The organism is Mesorhizobium qingshengii (assembly GCF_900103325.1).
GTDB lineage: Bacteria > Pseudomonadota > Alphaproteobacteria > Rhizobiales > Rhizobiaceae > Mesorhizobium > Mesorhizobium qingshengii.
Map to the genome: position 1 here is coordinate 115051 of NZ_FMXM01000016.1, position 15472 is coordinate 130522.

Below are 15472 nucleotides of genomic sequence, written 5' to 3' on the forward strand. Positions count from 1 at the left end.
AAAGGCGACGGCCAGGGGTGAGCCAGAGACCGGCGACAATTGTGGCACCCTGCCACGGCGTCACTGGAAGTCGAAGGCACTCAAGCCCGTCACCATCTCGTCGAGGCCGAGTGGACGCGTCACCGGCGGTTCGGCGCGCGCCAGGCAGCCGACACGTTCGCAAAGCCGGCAGGCAGGTCCGACCGGCGTCGCCGCAACGTTGCCGGCCTTTGCGGTGGTTGCCGCGCCAGGAAGTGCCGCGCCATAGACGATGTCGTCACGAAAGCCGATGTCGCAACCGAGCAGCAGCGCCGTGCGGCGCGGGCGCTCGGAGAATGCGCCTTGCGGTCCCTCCAGCGTGCGGGCGATGCACAGGAACTCGGCGCCGTCGGGCATTTCCACCGCCTCGACGAAAATCTGGCCGGGCTGGGTGAAGGCGACGTGCACGGGGAGCTTGGGACAGCCGCCGCCGAAGCGGCTTTGCGGAAAGCCCTGGCTGCCGGCCTTGCGAAAGCGATTGCCGGCATTGTCGACCTCCAGCATGAAGAACGGCACACCGAGCGCGCCTTGCCGCTGCAGCATGGTCAGCCGGTTCGCCGCCTGCTCGAAAGAGACGCCGAAGCGCGAACGCAGGACGTCGATGTCGTAGCGGGCGCGCACGGCAGCCGCATGAAAGGCCTGGTAGGGCATCATCAGCGCATGCGCGGCATAGCGGCCGAGTTCGAAGCGGGCGAGACGGCGGGCCTCGTCGGTGCTCAGCTTGAGCGCCTGGATCTCGCCGGCGACGGCAACCGTCATGCGGATCAGGCAGGCTTCCATCGCGACCTCGCGCAGTTGGTCGAACGGCGACAGGCGTTCAGACAGGAACAGGCGCTGCGAATGGCGATCATAGCGACGGCGCCAGTTCGGCATGGTGGCGACAGGCAGCACCTTGACCACGATGCCGTATTCGCGCTTCAGCCAGGCTTTCAGCGCACCGAACAGGTCGTCGCCGGGATCCAGCACCGAGGTGAACGCCGCGGCTTCCTCTTCAAGCGCCGCGAAATGGTTCGGCCGCCGCTCGAAGATCTCGTGCACCTCGTCGATCGGCAGGCGGGCACCGGAAAGTGCCGTCGCCCGCCCCTCGCGCGCCAGCAGCTCGTTGAGGTCGGACAGGCGCTCGGCCTGCTCGCGATAGGCACGGAACAGCTTTATCACAGCCGCCGACGCGTTGGGCGCCGCCTCGGCAAGCTCGATCAGCTCCTGATCGCCCGGCAATTCGCCAACCAAAAGGGGATCGGTGAATACTTCCTTCAGGGCGGCGACAGACCCCCTTGCCTCGCCCTGCAGTTCGTGCGGGTCGACCTTGTAGACGGACGCCAGCTTGAGGATCAGCTGCACGGTCAACGGCCGCTGGTTGCGCTCGATCAGGTTGAGATAGGACGGCGAGATGCCAAGGCCCTCGGCCATCGCCGTCTGGGTCAGGCCCTTGGCGTTGCGGATGCGGCGGATGCGCGGCCCGGCAAATATCTTCTGATCAGCCATCGACTGCCCTTGACAGGAATTTACACGACTTTCGCGGCAATTTCGCTCCGTCGCCCTTTACAATTATGACCGATTTACAGCAGCTCCCTGTCAAACACAACACAGGTTTTCTCTTATATCCGGCCGCTTTCTTTGAATTCTCTGGCTCATTTCGCACCGCAATGTAAATTCAGTCATATTCCAAGGCCCCAGATAACTGGTGCCCAAAGACATCGCAGCAATCCTTCGGAGTGACCAATGACTGATTTTTACAACCTCGTCCCATCGGCACCGGAAGGTCGCTTCGACGGCATCGAACGCCCCTACTCGCCGGAGGATGTGAAGCGGCTGCGCGGTTCGGTGCAGATCCGCCAGAGCCTCGCCGAAATGGGCGCCAACCGGCTGTGGAAGCTCATCCACGAGGAGGACTTCGTCAACGCGCTCGGCGCCATGTCCGGCAACCAGGCGATGCAGCAGGTGCGGGCCGGACTGAAGGCGATCTACCTGTCGGGCTGGCAGGTTGCGGCCGACGCCAACACCGCCTCGGCGATGTATCCGGACCAGTCGCTCTATCCGGCCAATGCGGCGCCGGAACTGGTCAAGCGCATCAACCGCACGCTGCAGCGCGCCGACCAGATCGAAACCTCCGAAGGCAACGGGCTTTCGGTCGACACCTGGTTCGCGCCGATCGTCGCCGATGCGGAAGCCGGCTTCGGCGGGCCGCTCAACGCCTTCGAGATCATGAAGGCATTCATCGAGGCGGGCGCTGCCGGCGTTCACTACGAGGATCAGCTGGCATCGGAAAAAAAGTGCGGCCATCTCGGCGGCAAGGTGCTGATCCCGACGGCGGCGCATATCCGCAACCTCAACGCCGCGCGCCTGGCAGCGGACGTGATGGGCACGCCGACCCTGGTCGTCGCCCGCACCGACGCGGAAGCCGCCAAGCTGCTGACCTCCGACATCGACGAACGCGACCAGCCTTTCGTCGACTACGGCGCCGGGCGCACCGTGGAAGGCTTCTATCATGTCAGGAACGGCATCGAGCCCTGCATCGCCCGCGCCATCGCCTATGCGCCTCACGCGGACCTGATCTGGTGCGAGACCTCGAAGCCGGACCTGGCGCAGGCCAAGAAATTCGCCGAGGGCGTGCGCAAGCATCACCCGGACAAGCTGCTTGCCTACAATTGCTCGCCATCGTTCAACTGGAAGAAGAATCTCGACGATGCGACGATCGCCAAGTTCCAGAAGGAGCTCGGCAGCATGGGATACAAGTTCCAGTTCATCACGCTCGCCGGCTTTCACCAGCTCAACTACGGCATGTTCGAACTCGCCCGTGGCTACAAGGCGCGGCAGATGGCGGCCTATTCCGAGTTGCAGGAGGCGGAATTCGCGGCCGAAGCCAACGGCTACACCGCGACCAAGCACCAGCGCGAGGTCGGCACCGGCTATTTCGACGCCGTCTCGATGGCGATCACCGGCGGCCAGTCGTCGACCACCGCCATGCATGAATCGACCGAGCACGCGCAATTCAAGCCGGCCGCCGAATAACGAAAGAGAACACCGAGGAAACGCCCAGCAGGGCTGAGATACAGGAGAAGACCAATGGCATCGATAAGCCGCGTCAAGGAACGCGCCGAAGAGCAGTCCACCACGATGAGCGTCGACCAGCAAGCGACTATCCGCATGCTGGCCAACGATCTGCACCGCCTCAACCAGTCCGTGATGAAGGCGGTCGAGGCAGGCGTCTCGGTCGAGCTCGTGCGCTCGGCCAGGCATCACGGCGGTGACGGCAACTGGGGTGATCTGCTGATCCCGGTGATCGTCACGCAGCAGAGCCACGGCTGATCGAAATCCGCTCAACCCGCCCTTCACCTGCGCAGTCTCTGCGCAGGTGAATTTGCTTTTTACGAAACGCACCGTGTGGACAGCTCAGTACAGTAGCGTTGCTTGAATTAACTGCCGCAGGAGACGGTTCCGAGCTCTTTTATTTCACCTTGACATGGGCCGCGATCTCACGCCAATTGCGCTCCAGATTTCAACTCTGCATTGAAATGGGGGCGAGCTTCTTGGTTGACTTGGGTGCCCAGTGAATCGTGAGGATGAGACTCCAAAACGCCTGAATTTGGTGACCCGCGACCCGAGGACCGAGACGATCCGTGATCGGTCGCAGGTGCTTGTCGTCGGGAGATCGCCAATCAATCGGGTGGTGATCTCGAAGATCGTCGAACGATCCGGGCTCAAGCCAATCTCGGAATCTCCCGACACGGCGGCAAAGGTCCTGCGGTCCGTTATTCCGGGCGCCGTTGTCCTTGATGGCGGCGCCGACAACAAGGACTGCGACAACCTGATGTCCGGCATCGATGCGTTGCGGCGGGCCTCGGGCAAATCGCTTCCACCGGTGATCCTGCTTTCAACCAAAAATGGCACGCCGGAGAGCCTGGGGCTGTCGAGTGTCATCGACGCGGTGGTCGCCAAGCCGATTACACCCGAACGGTTGCAGCCGGTGATCGATCGCCTGATCAGCCGGTAGAGTAATTCCAGGAAAAGTGCGTCGCGGTTCTCCGTCCGGAATTGCGCAAAACAAATAGCTGAGGCCCACGATCAGCCCGGGTTCATGATGCTGTCGACCAGCCCGGGCAGTTGTCCGAGATCGGATATCAGGCGGAACCTCGGCTCGGCAACCGGAGCCTCGACATGCTCCAGCACCCAGGTCAGTTCATGTGGCACATGGACACCCCAACCGCCGGCCTCGATGGCCGGCACGACGTCCGACTTCAGCGAATTGCCGACCATCATGCTTTTCGCGGGACCATCGCCGTGACGGCTGAAGAGGCGGGCATAAGTAGCTGCATTCTTGTCGCTGACGATCTCGACCGCGTCGAACAGATCTCCCAGCCCGGACTGCGCCAACTTGCGCTCCTGGTCGAAGAGGTCGCCCTTGGTGATCAGCACGAGGCGGAATGCGCCGGCGAGTTTCTCCACCGTCTCGCGCGCATGCGGCAAGGGTTCGATGGGATGGCTCAGCATCTCGCGGCCGGCATCGAGAATTCCTGATATGACCGAGGCCGGCACGCGGCCTTGCGTGACCTCGATCGCCGTTTCGATCATCGACAGTGTGAACCCCTTGATGCCGAAGCCATAGACGGCAAGGTTGCGCCTTTCGGCCTCCAGCAATCGCGCTGAGATATGCTTCTCCTCGCCGTGGTCGGCAAGCATGGCGGCAAAGCGCTTCTCCGTCATGCGGAAGAACTGTTCGTTCTGCCAGAGCGTGTCGTCGGCATCGAAGCCTATGGTGGTCAGAGATTGCATGACCGAGACCATCCTCCTGCAATGAAGGTGTCATGTAGACGTTGTTTCCAAGCACTGCTAGCTAGATGACGAAGCGCGTGGGGGGACATGCAAAAAACGAGTTCTTGGAGGGAAGACCTGGAGCGGCTCTTGCAGGGCTCGCGAGACCGCGCGCCGACCGAAGTGATCAACAGCATCCGCGACCTCGGCATTGCCATGGGGCATGATACAGGCGAGGCGCTGCTAGACACCCATCCGGAATTCTTCGCCTACCAAGCGGCCCTGACGCGGGTTTTCGCACAGATGGTGCATGCACAAGACGTCGCCGAGATCAGGCAGATGCTGGATCAGGATATTAAGGGGCCGACGTCGTTCGGACAGATCGCGGCAGGCAAAACCGATATTGGCGTGCTTTCGTCGAAAGATGCCTACAAGCGCCTCGATGAGGTTTTCGACCATGTCGATTTCAACGACTGCCGCCGTGCCGTCATGGTCGGCTGCGGCGGACGGCCATTCACCATGTTCCGTATTCATGACCAGACGACCGTTCCCGAAATTGTTGGCCTCGACATTGTCCCCGAAGCCGTGGAGACCGCCAACAGGCTCGCCGCGAAGCTTGGCTACAGTCGGCTGCGCGCCGAACTCCGCGACGGCTGCGACTACGATTACAGCGGAGCCCAGGTCGTCTATGTCGCCAGCATGGTGTCGCCAAAGGCGGCAGTGGTATCGCGCATCGCCGACACCGCGCCCGATGACGTGCAGATCGTCCTGTGGGAGCCCTATTCGCTCGGCCGGCTTTGGGCGGAAAGCGCCGAGCGCACGCTCGACCCCCGCCTCGAAATCACAGGCCGCACAAGCATCTCGCGCAACATGACCCGAGACGTGTTTGTCAGACGGCGGCCAGCGGCCATGCACGGACATTCGAGATAAGCATGCCGTCATTGCGAGCGAGAGACCGAGCGATACTGAGCCTGGCGAGAGCATGGTGCTTTCTGCGCCATCCTGCAATCTGCATGCGTACCTTCAATCACAGCAGCATGGTGCCCGACCCGGCCAGACCGGCATCCTATGTCGACAAATTCCTGTGGCGCAAGATTTTCGACCACAACCCTTTCTTCGCCACAGCGTGCGACAAGCTCGCCTCCAAGGCGTATGCCTTGTCCGCGTGCCCCGAGCTGGTCAGCGCCAAGGTCCTGTGGTCCGGGCTTGATGCGAGAGAGATACCGGCTGAGCTGCTTGCCGGCAATGTTGTGGTCAAGGCCAATCATGGCTGCCGCTGGAACATGATGATCCGCAACGGTGCGGTGGACAAAGCCAGACTGCTGCGGAGAACATCGCGCTGGATGCGCAGCCGCTACGGCCGGAAGTTCGGAGAATGGGGTTACAAGGGCGCCGTGCGACGAATTTTGGTGGAGGAGATGCTGCTTGAGGAGGGGCAGCCTATCCGCCTCGAATACAAGTTCCATGTCTCAAACGGGACAACGGCCTATGTCTATGCCGCGCGCCGGGATGAGGATGGCAACGAACAGAAGTGCCACTTCGACCGCGATGGCACCTATGCTCCGCCGCCCGCTGGAAGCGGCAAACAATGGGTGCGGATCGACCTGCCGGCCTCATTCCTGCACATGCGCAAGATCGCCGAAACGCTGACGGCGCCATTCGACCATATGCGCTGTGATTTCTACGAGAAGGACGGCGAGATCTTCTTTTCCGAGTTCTCCGTCTATCCACTGTCCGGGAAAGGCATCATCAATACCAGGCTCCGGGACCTATGCGGCGAGACCTGGGATCTGCGTCGGTCCTGGTTTCTCAGCACGCCGCAACGCGGGTGGCGCAGGCTCTATGCCGCAGCCTTGCACCGGTGGCTGGATACCCTGTCGGGGAAGCCCATATGACTCATACAATCGCTATCGACCGCTTCTGACGGTTCTGTCGTGGCGCTTCCCCTTCCCTTCCATCACCCGGCACGGCTATACTCCGAAATCCGCAACCCAATCTGGTGAATGATGCCGCCTGCAAAAAAGGAAGTCCGTCCGTCGAGCCGCGGAGGACGCGCCCGTACGCCTGCCTTCGTGAAAAACCACCGCGGCGTCAAGAACTGGAAGGAAGTCAGCGCCTGGCTGGAATGGCGCGGCATTGAGGATATCGAATGCATCACACCTGATCAGGCCGGCGTCGCGCGCGGCAAGATGATGCCGTCGAAGAAATTCACCTCCAACACGTCGCTGGCATTGCCGTCGGCCGTCTTCATGACGACGATTTCCGGCGGCTATCCCGAGGATGGCAACGGCTTTCACTATCCCGAGGACGACGGCGACCTCAAGCTGATGCCCGATCTGTCGACACTGACGGTTGTGCCTTGGGAAGAGGACCCGACGGCCGCGGTCATCTGCGACCTCGTCCACCAGGATGGCCGCTCGGTCGAGTTCACGCCACGCAACGTCTTGAAGCGCGTGGTTGCCGCTTACGACAAGCGTGGCCTGAAGCCGGTGGTGGCGCCCGAGATCGAATTCTACCTGGTCCGCAAGAACCCGGATCCGGACTATCCCTTGACCCCGCCGGTCGGACGCTCGGGGCGCGCAATCGGCGGTGGTGCCGGCTATTCGATCGCCGGCGTCAACGAGTTCGATGAACTGATCGACGACATCTACCATTTCTCCGAAAGCCAGGGCCTCGAGATCGACACGCTGATCCATGAAGAGGGCGCCGGTCAGCTCGAGATCAATCTGCGGCACGGCGACCCGATCGAACTGGCCGACCAGGTTTTCATGTTCAAGCGCACCATTCGCGAGGCGGCGCTCAAGCACGAGATCTACGCCACGTTCATGGCCAAGCCGATCCAGGGGCAGCCGGGCTCCGCCATGCATATCCACCAGTCGATCATCGACAAGAAGACCGGAAGGAACATCTTTTCGGCGGAGGACGGGTCGGAAACCGAGGACTTTTTCCATTTTATCGGCGGCATGCAGAAGCATGTGCCGAACGCGCTGGTGATGTTCGCACCCTATGTCAATTCCTACCGCCGGCTGACGCAAGCGGCGTCGGCTCCGGTCAACAACAAATGGGGCTATGACAACCGCACCACTGCGTTTCGTGTGCCACGCTCGGATCCGGCGGCACGGCGCGTCGAAAACCGCATCCCCTCCTCCGATGCCAATCCCTATCTGGCGCTGGCGGCATCGCTGGCCTGCGGGCTGATCGGCATCACCAACAAGATCAAGGCCGAGCCTCCCGTCCTGACCACAGCCAATGCCGACGAGATCGACCTGCCGCGCGGCCTGCTCGAAGCCGTCGACCTGTTCGAGGGCGATACGGAACTCCGCGCGCATCTGGGCAAGTCCTTCGCCGCGACCTATGCGGCGATCAAGCGGGCGGAATTCGAGACGTTCATGGAAGTGATCAGCCCGTGGGAGAGGGAATATCTGCTGCTGAATGTGTGACGCCAGGAGCGAATAGCGAATAGCGAATAGCGAATAGCGAATAGCGAATAGCGAATAGCGAATAGCGAATAGCGAATAGCGAATAGAAATGATGAGGCAGGTGACCTCGCTCGGATCAACACTCCACTTTCAAATCTTCCCTATTCCCTATTCCCTACTCACTACTCGCTATGTACCCCCTTCCAAATCCCCGAGTCTTTGCCGATCATGCCATACCAATCCCCCATCTCCCCCGGCCGTTCCTGGTACGAGGACACCGTCGGCCCACGGCCAGAATACCCGACGCTCGACGGCGATCTGACATGCGATGTCGTCATCATTGGCGGCGGCTTTACCGGCCTGTCGGCAGCCGCCCACCTTGCCAAGGCAGGCACCAATGTGGTGCTGATCGAGGCCCACCGCTTCGGTGATGGCGCATCGGGCCGCAATGGCGGCCAACTCGGCACCGGCCAGCGCGCCTGGGCCGAAGAACTGGAAACCGAGTACGGCTTCACCCGCGCCAAGGCGCTGTTCGATCTTGCCGAAGAGGCGAAGACGCATCTCATCGAATTCGCCGCCGCCAACCAGATCGATATCGAATATATGCCCGGCCAGATGTCCGTGGCGCACAAGCCGCGTTATGTCGATGACTACAAGGCGCATGCCGAGATCATGGCGAGCCGGTTTTCTTATCCACATATCTCGTTCATGGATGCGAAGGAGACGGCGGAGCGGCTAGGGTCGACGCATTATTTCGGCGGAACGCGCGACACTGGCACCGGCCACATACACCCGATGAAGCTGGTGATCGGCACGGCGCGGGTGGCGGCGCAAGCCGGCGCGCAACTGTTCGAAGGGACGCCATCGACCGGCATCATTTCCAGCGGCGGCAAGGTGAAGGTCTCGACGCCGAGAGGCACGGTGTCGGCGCAGAAATGCCTGATCGCGGTCAACGCCCATGGCGGCGCGCTCGAGCCGGTGAGTGCCGCGCACATCATGCCGATCGGTTCGTTCATCGGTGCGACAGTGCCGCTGGGAGCGGATTCGAAAGTGCTGCCAGGCGGCGAGGCCGTCGACGATTCCCGCTTCGTCGTGCGCTATTTTCGCAGATCGAAGGACGGGCGACTGCTGTTCGGCGGACGTGAAATCTATGGCGTCAACGATCCAAAGGATATCCACATCCACATCCGCCGTCAGATCACGGAACTCTACCCGGCACTCAGGGATGTCGAGATCACGCATGGCTGGGGCGGCTACGTCGGCATCACGGTGCCGAGAAAGCCGTTCGTGCGCGAAGTGATGCCCAATGTCATCTCGGCCGGCGGCTATTCCGGCCACGGTGTCATGCTGTCGAACTTCTTCGGCAAGCTCTATGCCGAAACCGTTGCCGGCAACCGCGACCGGCTGAAACTGATCGAGGACCTGAAAATTCCGCCGTTCCCCGGCGGCCGTCGCTTCCGCGCGCCGCTGCTTTTCCTCGCTCTCAACTGGTTCGCGCTGCGGGATCGGATCTAGCCGCTCCGGTCTGATGTAATATTGTAATATTTGTTGCCCGGCCGACGCATTGCGCAATACTCGGCAAAGGGGCAGAATCCTTGGCATTGGCGCACTGATGCCACAATCGCGGGCGAAGGATGCCGGTTCTGGGCGATTGTTCGGGGATTGCTGCGGGCCTGCCCGCGTTGATTTTGGGACCGATGCCGATCAGACGCCGGACTTCCGGCACCGATCGAAAGAACATCGGCCCGCTTATGGAGGTGGCAAGAGTGAGAGAGCCCTTCAGTTTCGGTACGCCGGAACGTCGGCGCTTTGCCATGCAGTTCGGATACGACATGCGGCCGTCCTTCTGGCAGGAAGTCCGTTCCAACTCGCATCTGGTGATCGCCGCGATCGGCACCGCCGCACTGCTTGGCGTTGCCGCAGTGGCGTTGTGGCTGGCAATGCCGGCCAGTGAGAGGCAAGGGGCGGCGAGCCCCGAGCAGACCATTCCGACCATTCCGGTGAAGACGACGAAAATCGCCCCTGTGGGGGCTGCGGTGGCCACCGCCGCCGTGCCGCAGGCGGCACGCAAGTCCAATAAGGTTTCACCGACGGTGGCGAGAGCGGAAGCCACCATGCAAGCGCTCGCGGCCAATGATCCGCGTTGGACCAATTCGCAGTCCAGGGCCGCCCCTGCCCCCAGCCAGGTGGCGAGCCAGACTGAACAAGCGCCGGACAAACCGGCGGCGTTCGCGCAGCCGGCAGCCGATACCGACGCCACCACCGAACTTGCCAAGGTTGCCGCACCCACCAGCGCGGCGGGCGGCGATCCCGATGGCGCGCAAACCGCCGCCATCCCGGCGGTGCAGCCGCAAGCGTCGGAACAGCAGCCCGAGGCAACCCGGAATGACAACAGTCAAGCCAAGGCGAAGCCACCGAAAGTGGTGGCCGCCGGTACCGGCCGCATCCTGAGGGCCGTGACCATGCGCAGCGGCCCGAAGAAGAACGCGGCCGCCATCAGCACGGTGCCCGCCAAAACCTCGGTGCAGGTGATGAGCTGCCAGAAATGGTGCCAGATCGTCTACAATGGAAAGACCGGCTGGATCTACAAGACCTACATCAAGACCGGCGCCTGATGCGTCGGAGGTGTTGAGAAGCTCTACCGCGACCTGCCGCCAAAAATGCGTCGCAAACGCCGCCACCTTCTGGCGCGCCTGCGTTGCCTGACATAGTCGCGATGCTGCTCAAAAGGCACTTCATACAGGCCGCAGGTGCCGCAGCCCTCCCGCTTGCCGCAAACGGGTACCCAACATTTGACATCGTGCGTCCAGGCAAGCGCCACTCTCTCCAGGTGCAGATTGGCAGAACTCTTGAGCAGGATCAGCTCGCCGGCCACGGCGGTCCGCTTGATATGGTCGGAGACTTCCTGGGGAGTGCGCAACTCAACAAACCGGCCGCTGTCGCGATCAGCCTGCCCGGCCCGCGAGCGATGCGCATTGTCGCCGGTATAGATGACCTGATCGGCGATCTCGCGCGCCGTCTTGTAGGCGTAGTGGTACTTCCTGGTTGAACCCGCATAGTCGGAAATCTGGCCGAGAACGATCCGTTTTCGCGTGGCGGTGGCCTTGGCCATCATGTCGAGAGCAAGATTGATCGAATGCCAGGGCGCCTTGGCGGCGTCGACGAGGAACTGCGGGCCACCGTCGATGACCAGCACCTCACAGCGACTGGCCAACGGTTGGAACGTCGCCACCCTGGCCGCTATCGTCTCTGCCGGTACGCCAAGCTCAAGCGCGGTGGCCACGGCCGCGGCGGTCGGCAGCCAGAAATGTTCCGCCGGAAACGGCGTCTCGAGTTCAAGGACGCCGTCGCGCCAATGGATCGAAAGCTTGAGCCGGTCCGGATAGGCGGCGCGGATATCGCTCGCACGATAGTCCGCCCGCTCCGACAGGCCGAAGGTAACGCTACGATGCCGAGTGCCGGCAGCCATGCCAAGCACGTGAGGGTCATCGGCGTTGAGGACAGCAAAGCCGCCCGGCTGCAGCGCATCGACCAGGGCGCGCTTTTCCCGGGCTACGTTTTCCAGCGTCTTGAATGCACCAAAATGCTCGAGGCGAACCATGGTGACGACGGCCACATGCGGCAGCAGCATTTCGGCCATCGGCTTGATCGACCCGATGCCAGAAGCTCCAGCTTCGAAAATGACGTAGTCGACCTCACCATTTTTCTTCATGCGCTTGTACAGCGTGGCGACCAGAGACTTGATCGTATTGGCGAGAATCTGCGGGTAGACCGAGCCATGACCGGCCAGTATGTGGCCAAGCAATGCCGTCACCGTCGACTTGCCGGAACTGCCGGTGACGCCGATGAAGACCGCCTTGCTTTTGGATCGGGCGCGTCTTGCCTTGAAGGCCCTGACATACTGCCGCAGGTCTTCGTGAACTTTCCGCAGTCTGGCGTTCCTCACGGCACGGTCCCTAAAGCCCGAAGAAGGCTTTATGCCGCCAGCCCATCGGCCAAGTCAAATCGACGCCGGATGGCAAGCGCTCTCAGATGCAGCGTCCGCCGTCGACCTCCAGCGCTACACCGGTGATGAAGGCGGCTTCGTCCGAAGCCAGCCAGAGTGCGGCGTTGGCGATATCGAACGGCGTCGAAAGCCGGCCGAGCGGGATCGATGCGCGGAACCTTTCACGGATCTCCGGCGTGTCGGCGCCCATGAATTTTTCCAGCATGCCGGTCTCGCCGGCGACAGGACAGAGGCAGTTGACGCGGATGTTCTTCGGCGCCAGTTCCACCGCCATCGATTTGGTGGCGGTGATCGCCCAGCCCTTCGACGCATTGTACCAGGTGAGGCCGGGCCGGGGCCGGATGCCGGCGGTGGAAGCCGTGGTCAGGATGACGCCTCCGCCTTGCCGATCCATGATCGGCACCACGGCAAGTGCTGCGTGATAGATCGCCTTCATGTTCACAGCGGTGATCAGGTCGAAGGTTTCCTCATCGACCTCGAGCATGTCGCCATTGCGATGGGTAAACCCGGCATTGTTGACCATGATGTCGATGCGGCCAAAGGCGCTTTTCGCGGCATAGACCATCTCGTTGAACTCGGACCGCAGCGAAACATCCGTCTGGGTCCAGATCGCCGCTTCGCCGATCTCCTTGGCAACGCGTTCGGCGCCCTTGGCGTTCAAGTCAGCGACAACGACCCTTGCGCCTTCCTTGGCAAAGCACCTGGCGATGCCCTCACCGAAGCCCGACGCGGCACCGGTGACGACGGCGACCTTGTTTTGCAGACGCATGTTTTTCCCGCTCATGATTGGTGAGGATAGTCCAGCGCGCCAGCGACGCACACCGGCGCAACGCCACGGCTTCTGGCCAAGGCGGTCGAAAGATGTGCGGCCATCGTCGATTTCTCCTTTGGCTTTCGCCTCGATCCCGCTCTATGCTGCAGCTGCGAAGGCTTCCGAAGCCGCGCTGTCGACAAGCCTCCGAGGTCTCGGACTGTCAAGGGGCAGGTGCAAACACTCAGATGTGACACCATGGCACTAGAATATTTAAATCGATTAGATTATATCAGCCGCGTTCTTGCGACCGGCGTCAAAGCGGACAGACCATGACCAGCCAGATCATCCCCGTCGACCCGTTCGACTTCATCATTTTCGGCGGCACCGGCGATCTGTCGGAACGCAAGCTTCTGCCGTCGCTCTACCATCGCCAGCGCGACCATCAATTCTCCGAACCGACGCGCATCATCGGCACGTCGCGCTCGAAAATGAGCGACGAGGAATTCCAGGCTTTCGCCAAGCAGGCGATCTCCGAGCACGTCAAGGCGGCCGATATCGACGCCCAGGAGCTGAAGACCTTCCTGGCACGGCTTTCCTACGTCTCGGCCGACGCAACGAGCGGTGCTGGATTCGACAAACTCAAGAAAGAGATTGGCGACAGCGACCGCATTCGTGCCTTCTATCTGGCGGTGGCGCCGGCGCTGTTCGGCGACATTTCGCACAAGCTGAAAGAGCACAATCTGATCACGCCGAACTCGCGCATCGTGCTGGAGAAGCCGATCGGCCGCGACCTTGCCTCGGCGCGTGCGCTCAACGATCTGGTCGGCGACGACTTCCACGAAAGCCAGATCTTCCGTATCGATCACTATCTCGGCAAGGAGACGGTGCAGAACCTGATGGCGCTGCGCTTTGCCAACGCGCTCTACGAGCCGCTTTGGAACTCCGCCCATATCGACCATGTGCAGATCACCGTGGCCGAGACCGTGGGGCTGGAAGACCGCGTCACCTATTACGACAAGGCCGGCGCGCTGCGCGACATGGTGCAGAACCACATGCTGCAGCTCTTGTGCCTCGTCGCCATGGAAGCGCCGTCGTCGATGGACGCCGACGCGGTGCGCGACGAGAAACTGAAGGTGCTGCGCGCGCTGAAGCGTATCAATGGCAACGAGGCGCCGAAGCAAACTGTGCGCGGGCAATATCGCGCCGGGGCCTCGGCAGGTGGGCCGGTCAAGGGCTATGTCGAGGAACTCGGCCACGACAGCAACACCGAGACCTTCGTCGCCATCAAGGCCGAGATCGGCAATTGGCGCTGGTCGGGCGTTCCGTTCTACCTCAGGACCGGCAAGCGGCTGGCGACCCGGGTTTCGGAGATAGCCATCGAGTTCAAGCCGATCCCGCATTCCATCTTCGGTGACAGCGCGGGACCTATCTTCGCCAACCAACTGGTCATCCGGTTGCAGCCGGACGAGGGCGTCAAGCAGTTCATCATGATCAAGGACCCGGGCCCGGGCGGCATGCGACTGCGCCAGATCCCGCTCGACATGAGTTTCGCGCAGTCCTTCCACGGCCGCGCGCCGGACGCCTATGAGCGGCTGATCATGGATGTCATCCGCGGCAACCAGACCCTGTTCATGCGCCGCGACGAGGTCGAGGCGGCATGGAAGTGGATCGACCCCATCCAGCACGCCTGGGAAAGCGCCAGGCAGGAGGCGCAGGGCTACACGGCCGGCACCTGGGGGCCCTCGGCCTCCATTGCACTGATCGAACGTGACGGGCGGACATGGCACGAGAGCAACTGAACAGCGCCGCCTACAATTGGCATGCCTTTTCCGGCCGCCCGGAACTGGCCATTGCGCTGGCCGGCCGCGTTGCCGATCGCCTGAGCAAGGCGATTGCCGAGCGCGCCACGGCGCTGCTGGCGGTTTCCGGCGGCACGACGCCGGCAAAATTCTTCGCAGCGCTTTCGGCCTTGCCGATCGCCTGGGACAAGGTGATCGTGACGCTGGTCGACGAGCGTTTCGTGCCGGCATCCTCACCGCGCTCCAACGCAGGCCTGGTGGCCGCCAATCTGTTGCAGAACGCGGCCAAGGCAGCCCGTTTCGTGCCGCTATACCATGAGGCCGTCGGCATCGAGGATGCCGCCGCATCGGACGATGCGGCGCTCCGGTCGTTGCCCTGGCCGCTCGATGTCGTCGTGCTTGGCATGGGACCGGATGGCCACACCGCCTCGTTCTTTCCCGACGCCGACGATTTGCCGAAGCTGCTCGATCCAGCCTCCGACCGGATCGTGCTGCCGGTTCACGCGGCCAGCGCCGGCGAACCGCGGCTGACCCTGTCGCTGGCGCGCATCGTCGATGCCGGCTTCATCGCTCTTCACATAGAGGGCGACGACAAGCGAACCGCCTTCGACGGCGCGGTTGCGCCCGGACCGCGAAAGCCAATTCGCGCCGTGCTCGATGCCGCACCGAAGCCCGTAGAGGTTTTCTGGGCCCCCTGACTTGAACTTGCTGTGGGTCCCGGCAG

Annotated in this window: 14 protein-coding genes; 10 read left to right on the top strand and 4 right to left on the bottom strand. The window is 62.3% G+C overall.

What is annotated here, in order from left to right:
• Positions 1-60: 60 nt before the first annotated feature.
• A complete protein-coding gene (locus BLS48_RS23450) occupies positions 61-1503 on the bottom strand; it encodes a helix-turn-helix domain-containing protein (RefSeq protein ID WP_091582782.1) in 1443 nt (480 codons plus the stop codon).
• A gap of 237 nt (positions 1504-1740) precedes the next feature.
• Between BLS48_RS23450 and aceA the strand changes: the two genes are divergently transcribed.
• The 3 genes from aceA (at position 1741) to BLS48_RS23465 (ending at position 4012) form a co-directional block, all read left to right on the top strand.
• A complete protein-coding gene (aceA, locus tag BLS48_RS23455) occupies positions 1741-3030 on the top strand; it encodes an isocitrate lyase (RefSeq protein ID WP_091582784.1) in 1290 nt (429 codons plus the stop codon).
• Positions 3031-3084: 54 nt separating this feature from the next.
• Positions 3085-3327, top strand: a complete 243-nt coding sequence (locus BLS48_RS23460) for an SMc00767 family acetate metabolism repressor (RefSeq protein WP_006202762.1) — start codon at positions 3085-3087, stop codon at positions 3325-3327.
• A 280-nt stretch (positions 3328-3607) separates the two neighbouring features.
• Positions 3608-4012 (top strand): ANTAR domain-containing protein, encoded by a 405-nt coding sequence (locus tag BLS48_RS23465; protein WP_244529803.1) that lies wholly within the window; start codon positions 3608-3610, stop codon positions 4010-4012.
• Between the two features lie 71 nt (positions 4013-4083).
• Here the strand turns inward: BLS48_RS23465 and BLS48_RS23470 are convergent, their stop codons facing one another.
• Complete coding sequence (locus tag BLS48_RS23470; protein ID WP_091582883.1) at positions 4084-4791, bottom strand: HAD family hydrolase; 708 nt, start codon at positions 4789-4791, stop codon at positions 4084-4086.
• A gap of 129 nt (positions 4792-4920) precedes the next feature.
• Between BLS48_RS23470 and BLS48_RS23475 the strand changes: the two genes are divergently transcribed.
• The 5 genes from BLS48_RS23475 (at position 4921) to BLS48_RS23500 (ending at position 10804) form a co-directional block, all read left to right on the top strand.
• Positions 4921-5700, top strand: coding sequence for a class I SAM-dependent methyltransferase (locus BLS48_RS23475; protein ID WP_091582789.1), 780 nt, complete (start codon positions 4921-4923; stop codon positions 5698-5700).
• Between the two features lie 83 nt (positions 5701-5783).
• Positions 5784-6665 carry an ATP-grasp fold amidoligase family protein gene (locus BLS48_RS23480; RefSeq protein ID WP_167365220.1) on the top strand — a complete coding sequence of 294 codons (882 nt, stop codon included), beginning with the start codon at positions 5784-5786 and terminating at the stop codon, positions 6663-6665.
• A gap of 108 nt (positions 6666-6773) precedes the next feature.
• A complete protein-coding gene (locus BLS48_RS23485) occupies positions 6774-8210 on the top strand; it encodes a glutamine synthetase family protein (protein WP_167365221.1) in 1437 nt (478 codons plus the stop codon).
• 207 nt (positions 8211-8417) lie between these two features.
• Positions 8418-9704 carry an NAD(P)/FAD-dependent oxidoreductase gene (locus BLS48_RS23495; protein WP_091582797.1) on the top strand — a complete coding sequence of 429 codons (1287 nt, stop codon included), beginning with the start codon at positions 8418-8420 and terminating at the stop codon, positions 9702-9704.
• A 251-nt stretch (positions 9705-9955) separates the two neighbouring features.
• The gene (locus tag BLS48_RS23500) at positions 9956-10804 is read left to right on the top strand and encodes an SH3 domain-containing protein (RefSeq protein ID WP_244529808.1); all 849 of its coding nucleotides are present in this window, start codon (positions 9956-9958) and stop codon (positions 10802-10804) included.
• Positions 10805-10827: 23 nt separating this feature from the next.
• Here BLS48_RS23500 and BLS48_RS23505 read toward each other — a convergent pair whose 3' ends face one another.
• Both BLS48_RS23505 and BLS48_RS23510 read right to left on the bottom strand, forming a co-directional pair.
• Positions 10828-12135, bottom strand: a complete 1308-nt coding sequence (locus tag BLS48_RS23505) for a Mur ligase family protein (RefSeq protein WP_091582802.1) — start codon at positions 12133-12135, stop codon at positions 10828-10830.
• Between the two features lie 82 nt (positions 12136-12217).
• Positions 12218-12964, bottom strand: coding sequence for an SDR family oxidoreductase (locus BLS48_RS23510; RefSeq protein WP_091582805.1), 747 nt, complete (start codon positions 12962-12964; stop codon positions 12218-12220).
• A 314-nt stretch (positions 12965-13278) separates the two neighbouring features.
• On the opposite strand from BLS48_RS23510, the gene zwf reads away from it, so the two are divergent.
• Together zwf and pgl are read left to right on the top strand one after the other, a co-directional pair.
• Positions 13279-14748, top strand: coding sequence for a glucose-6-phosphate dehydrogenase (zwf, locus tag BLS48_RS23515; protein ID WP_091582808.1), 1470 nt, complete (start codon positions 13279-13281; stop codon positions 14746-14748).
• On the top strand, positions 14730-15446 hold the full coding sequence (gene pgl, locus BLS48_RS23520) for a 6-phosphogluconolactonase (protein ID WP_091582810.1): 717 nt from the start codon (positions 14730-14732) through the stop codon (positions 15444-15446). The genes zwf and pgl overlap by 19 nt, the downstream gene beginning before the upstream one ends.
• Positions 15447-15472 lie beyond the last annotated feature (26 nt).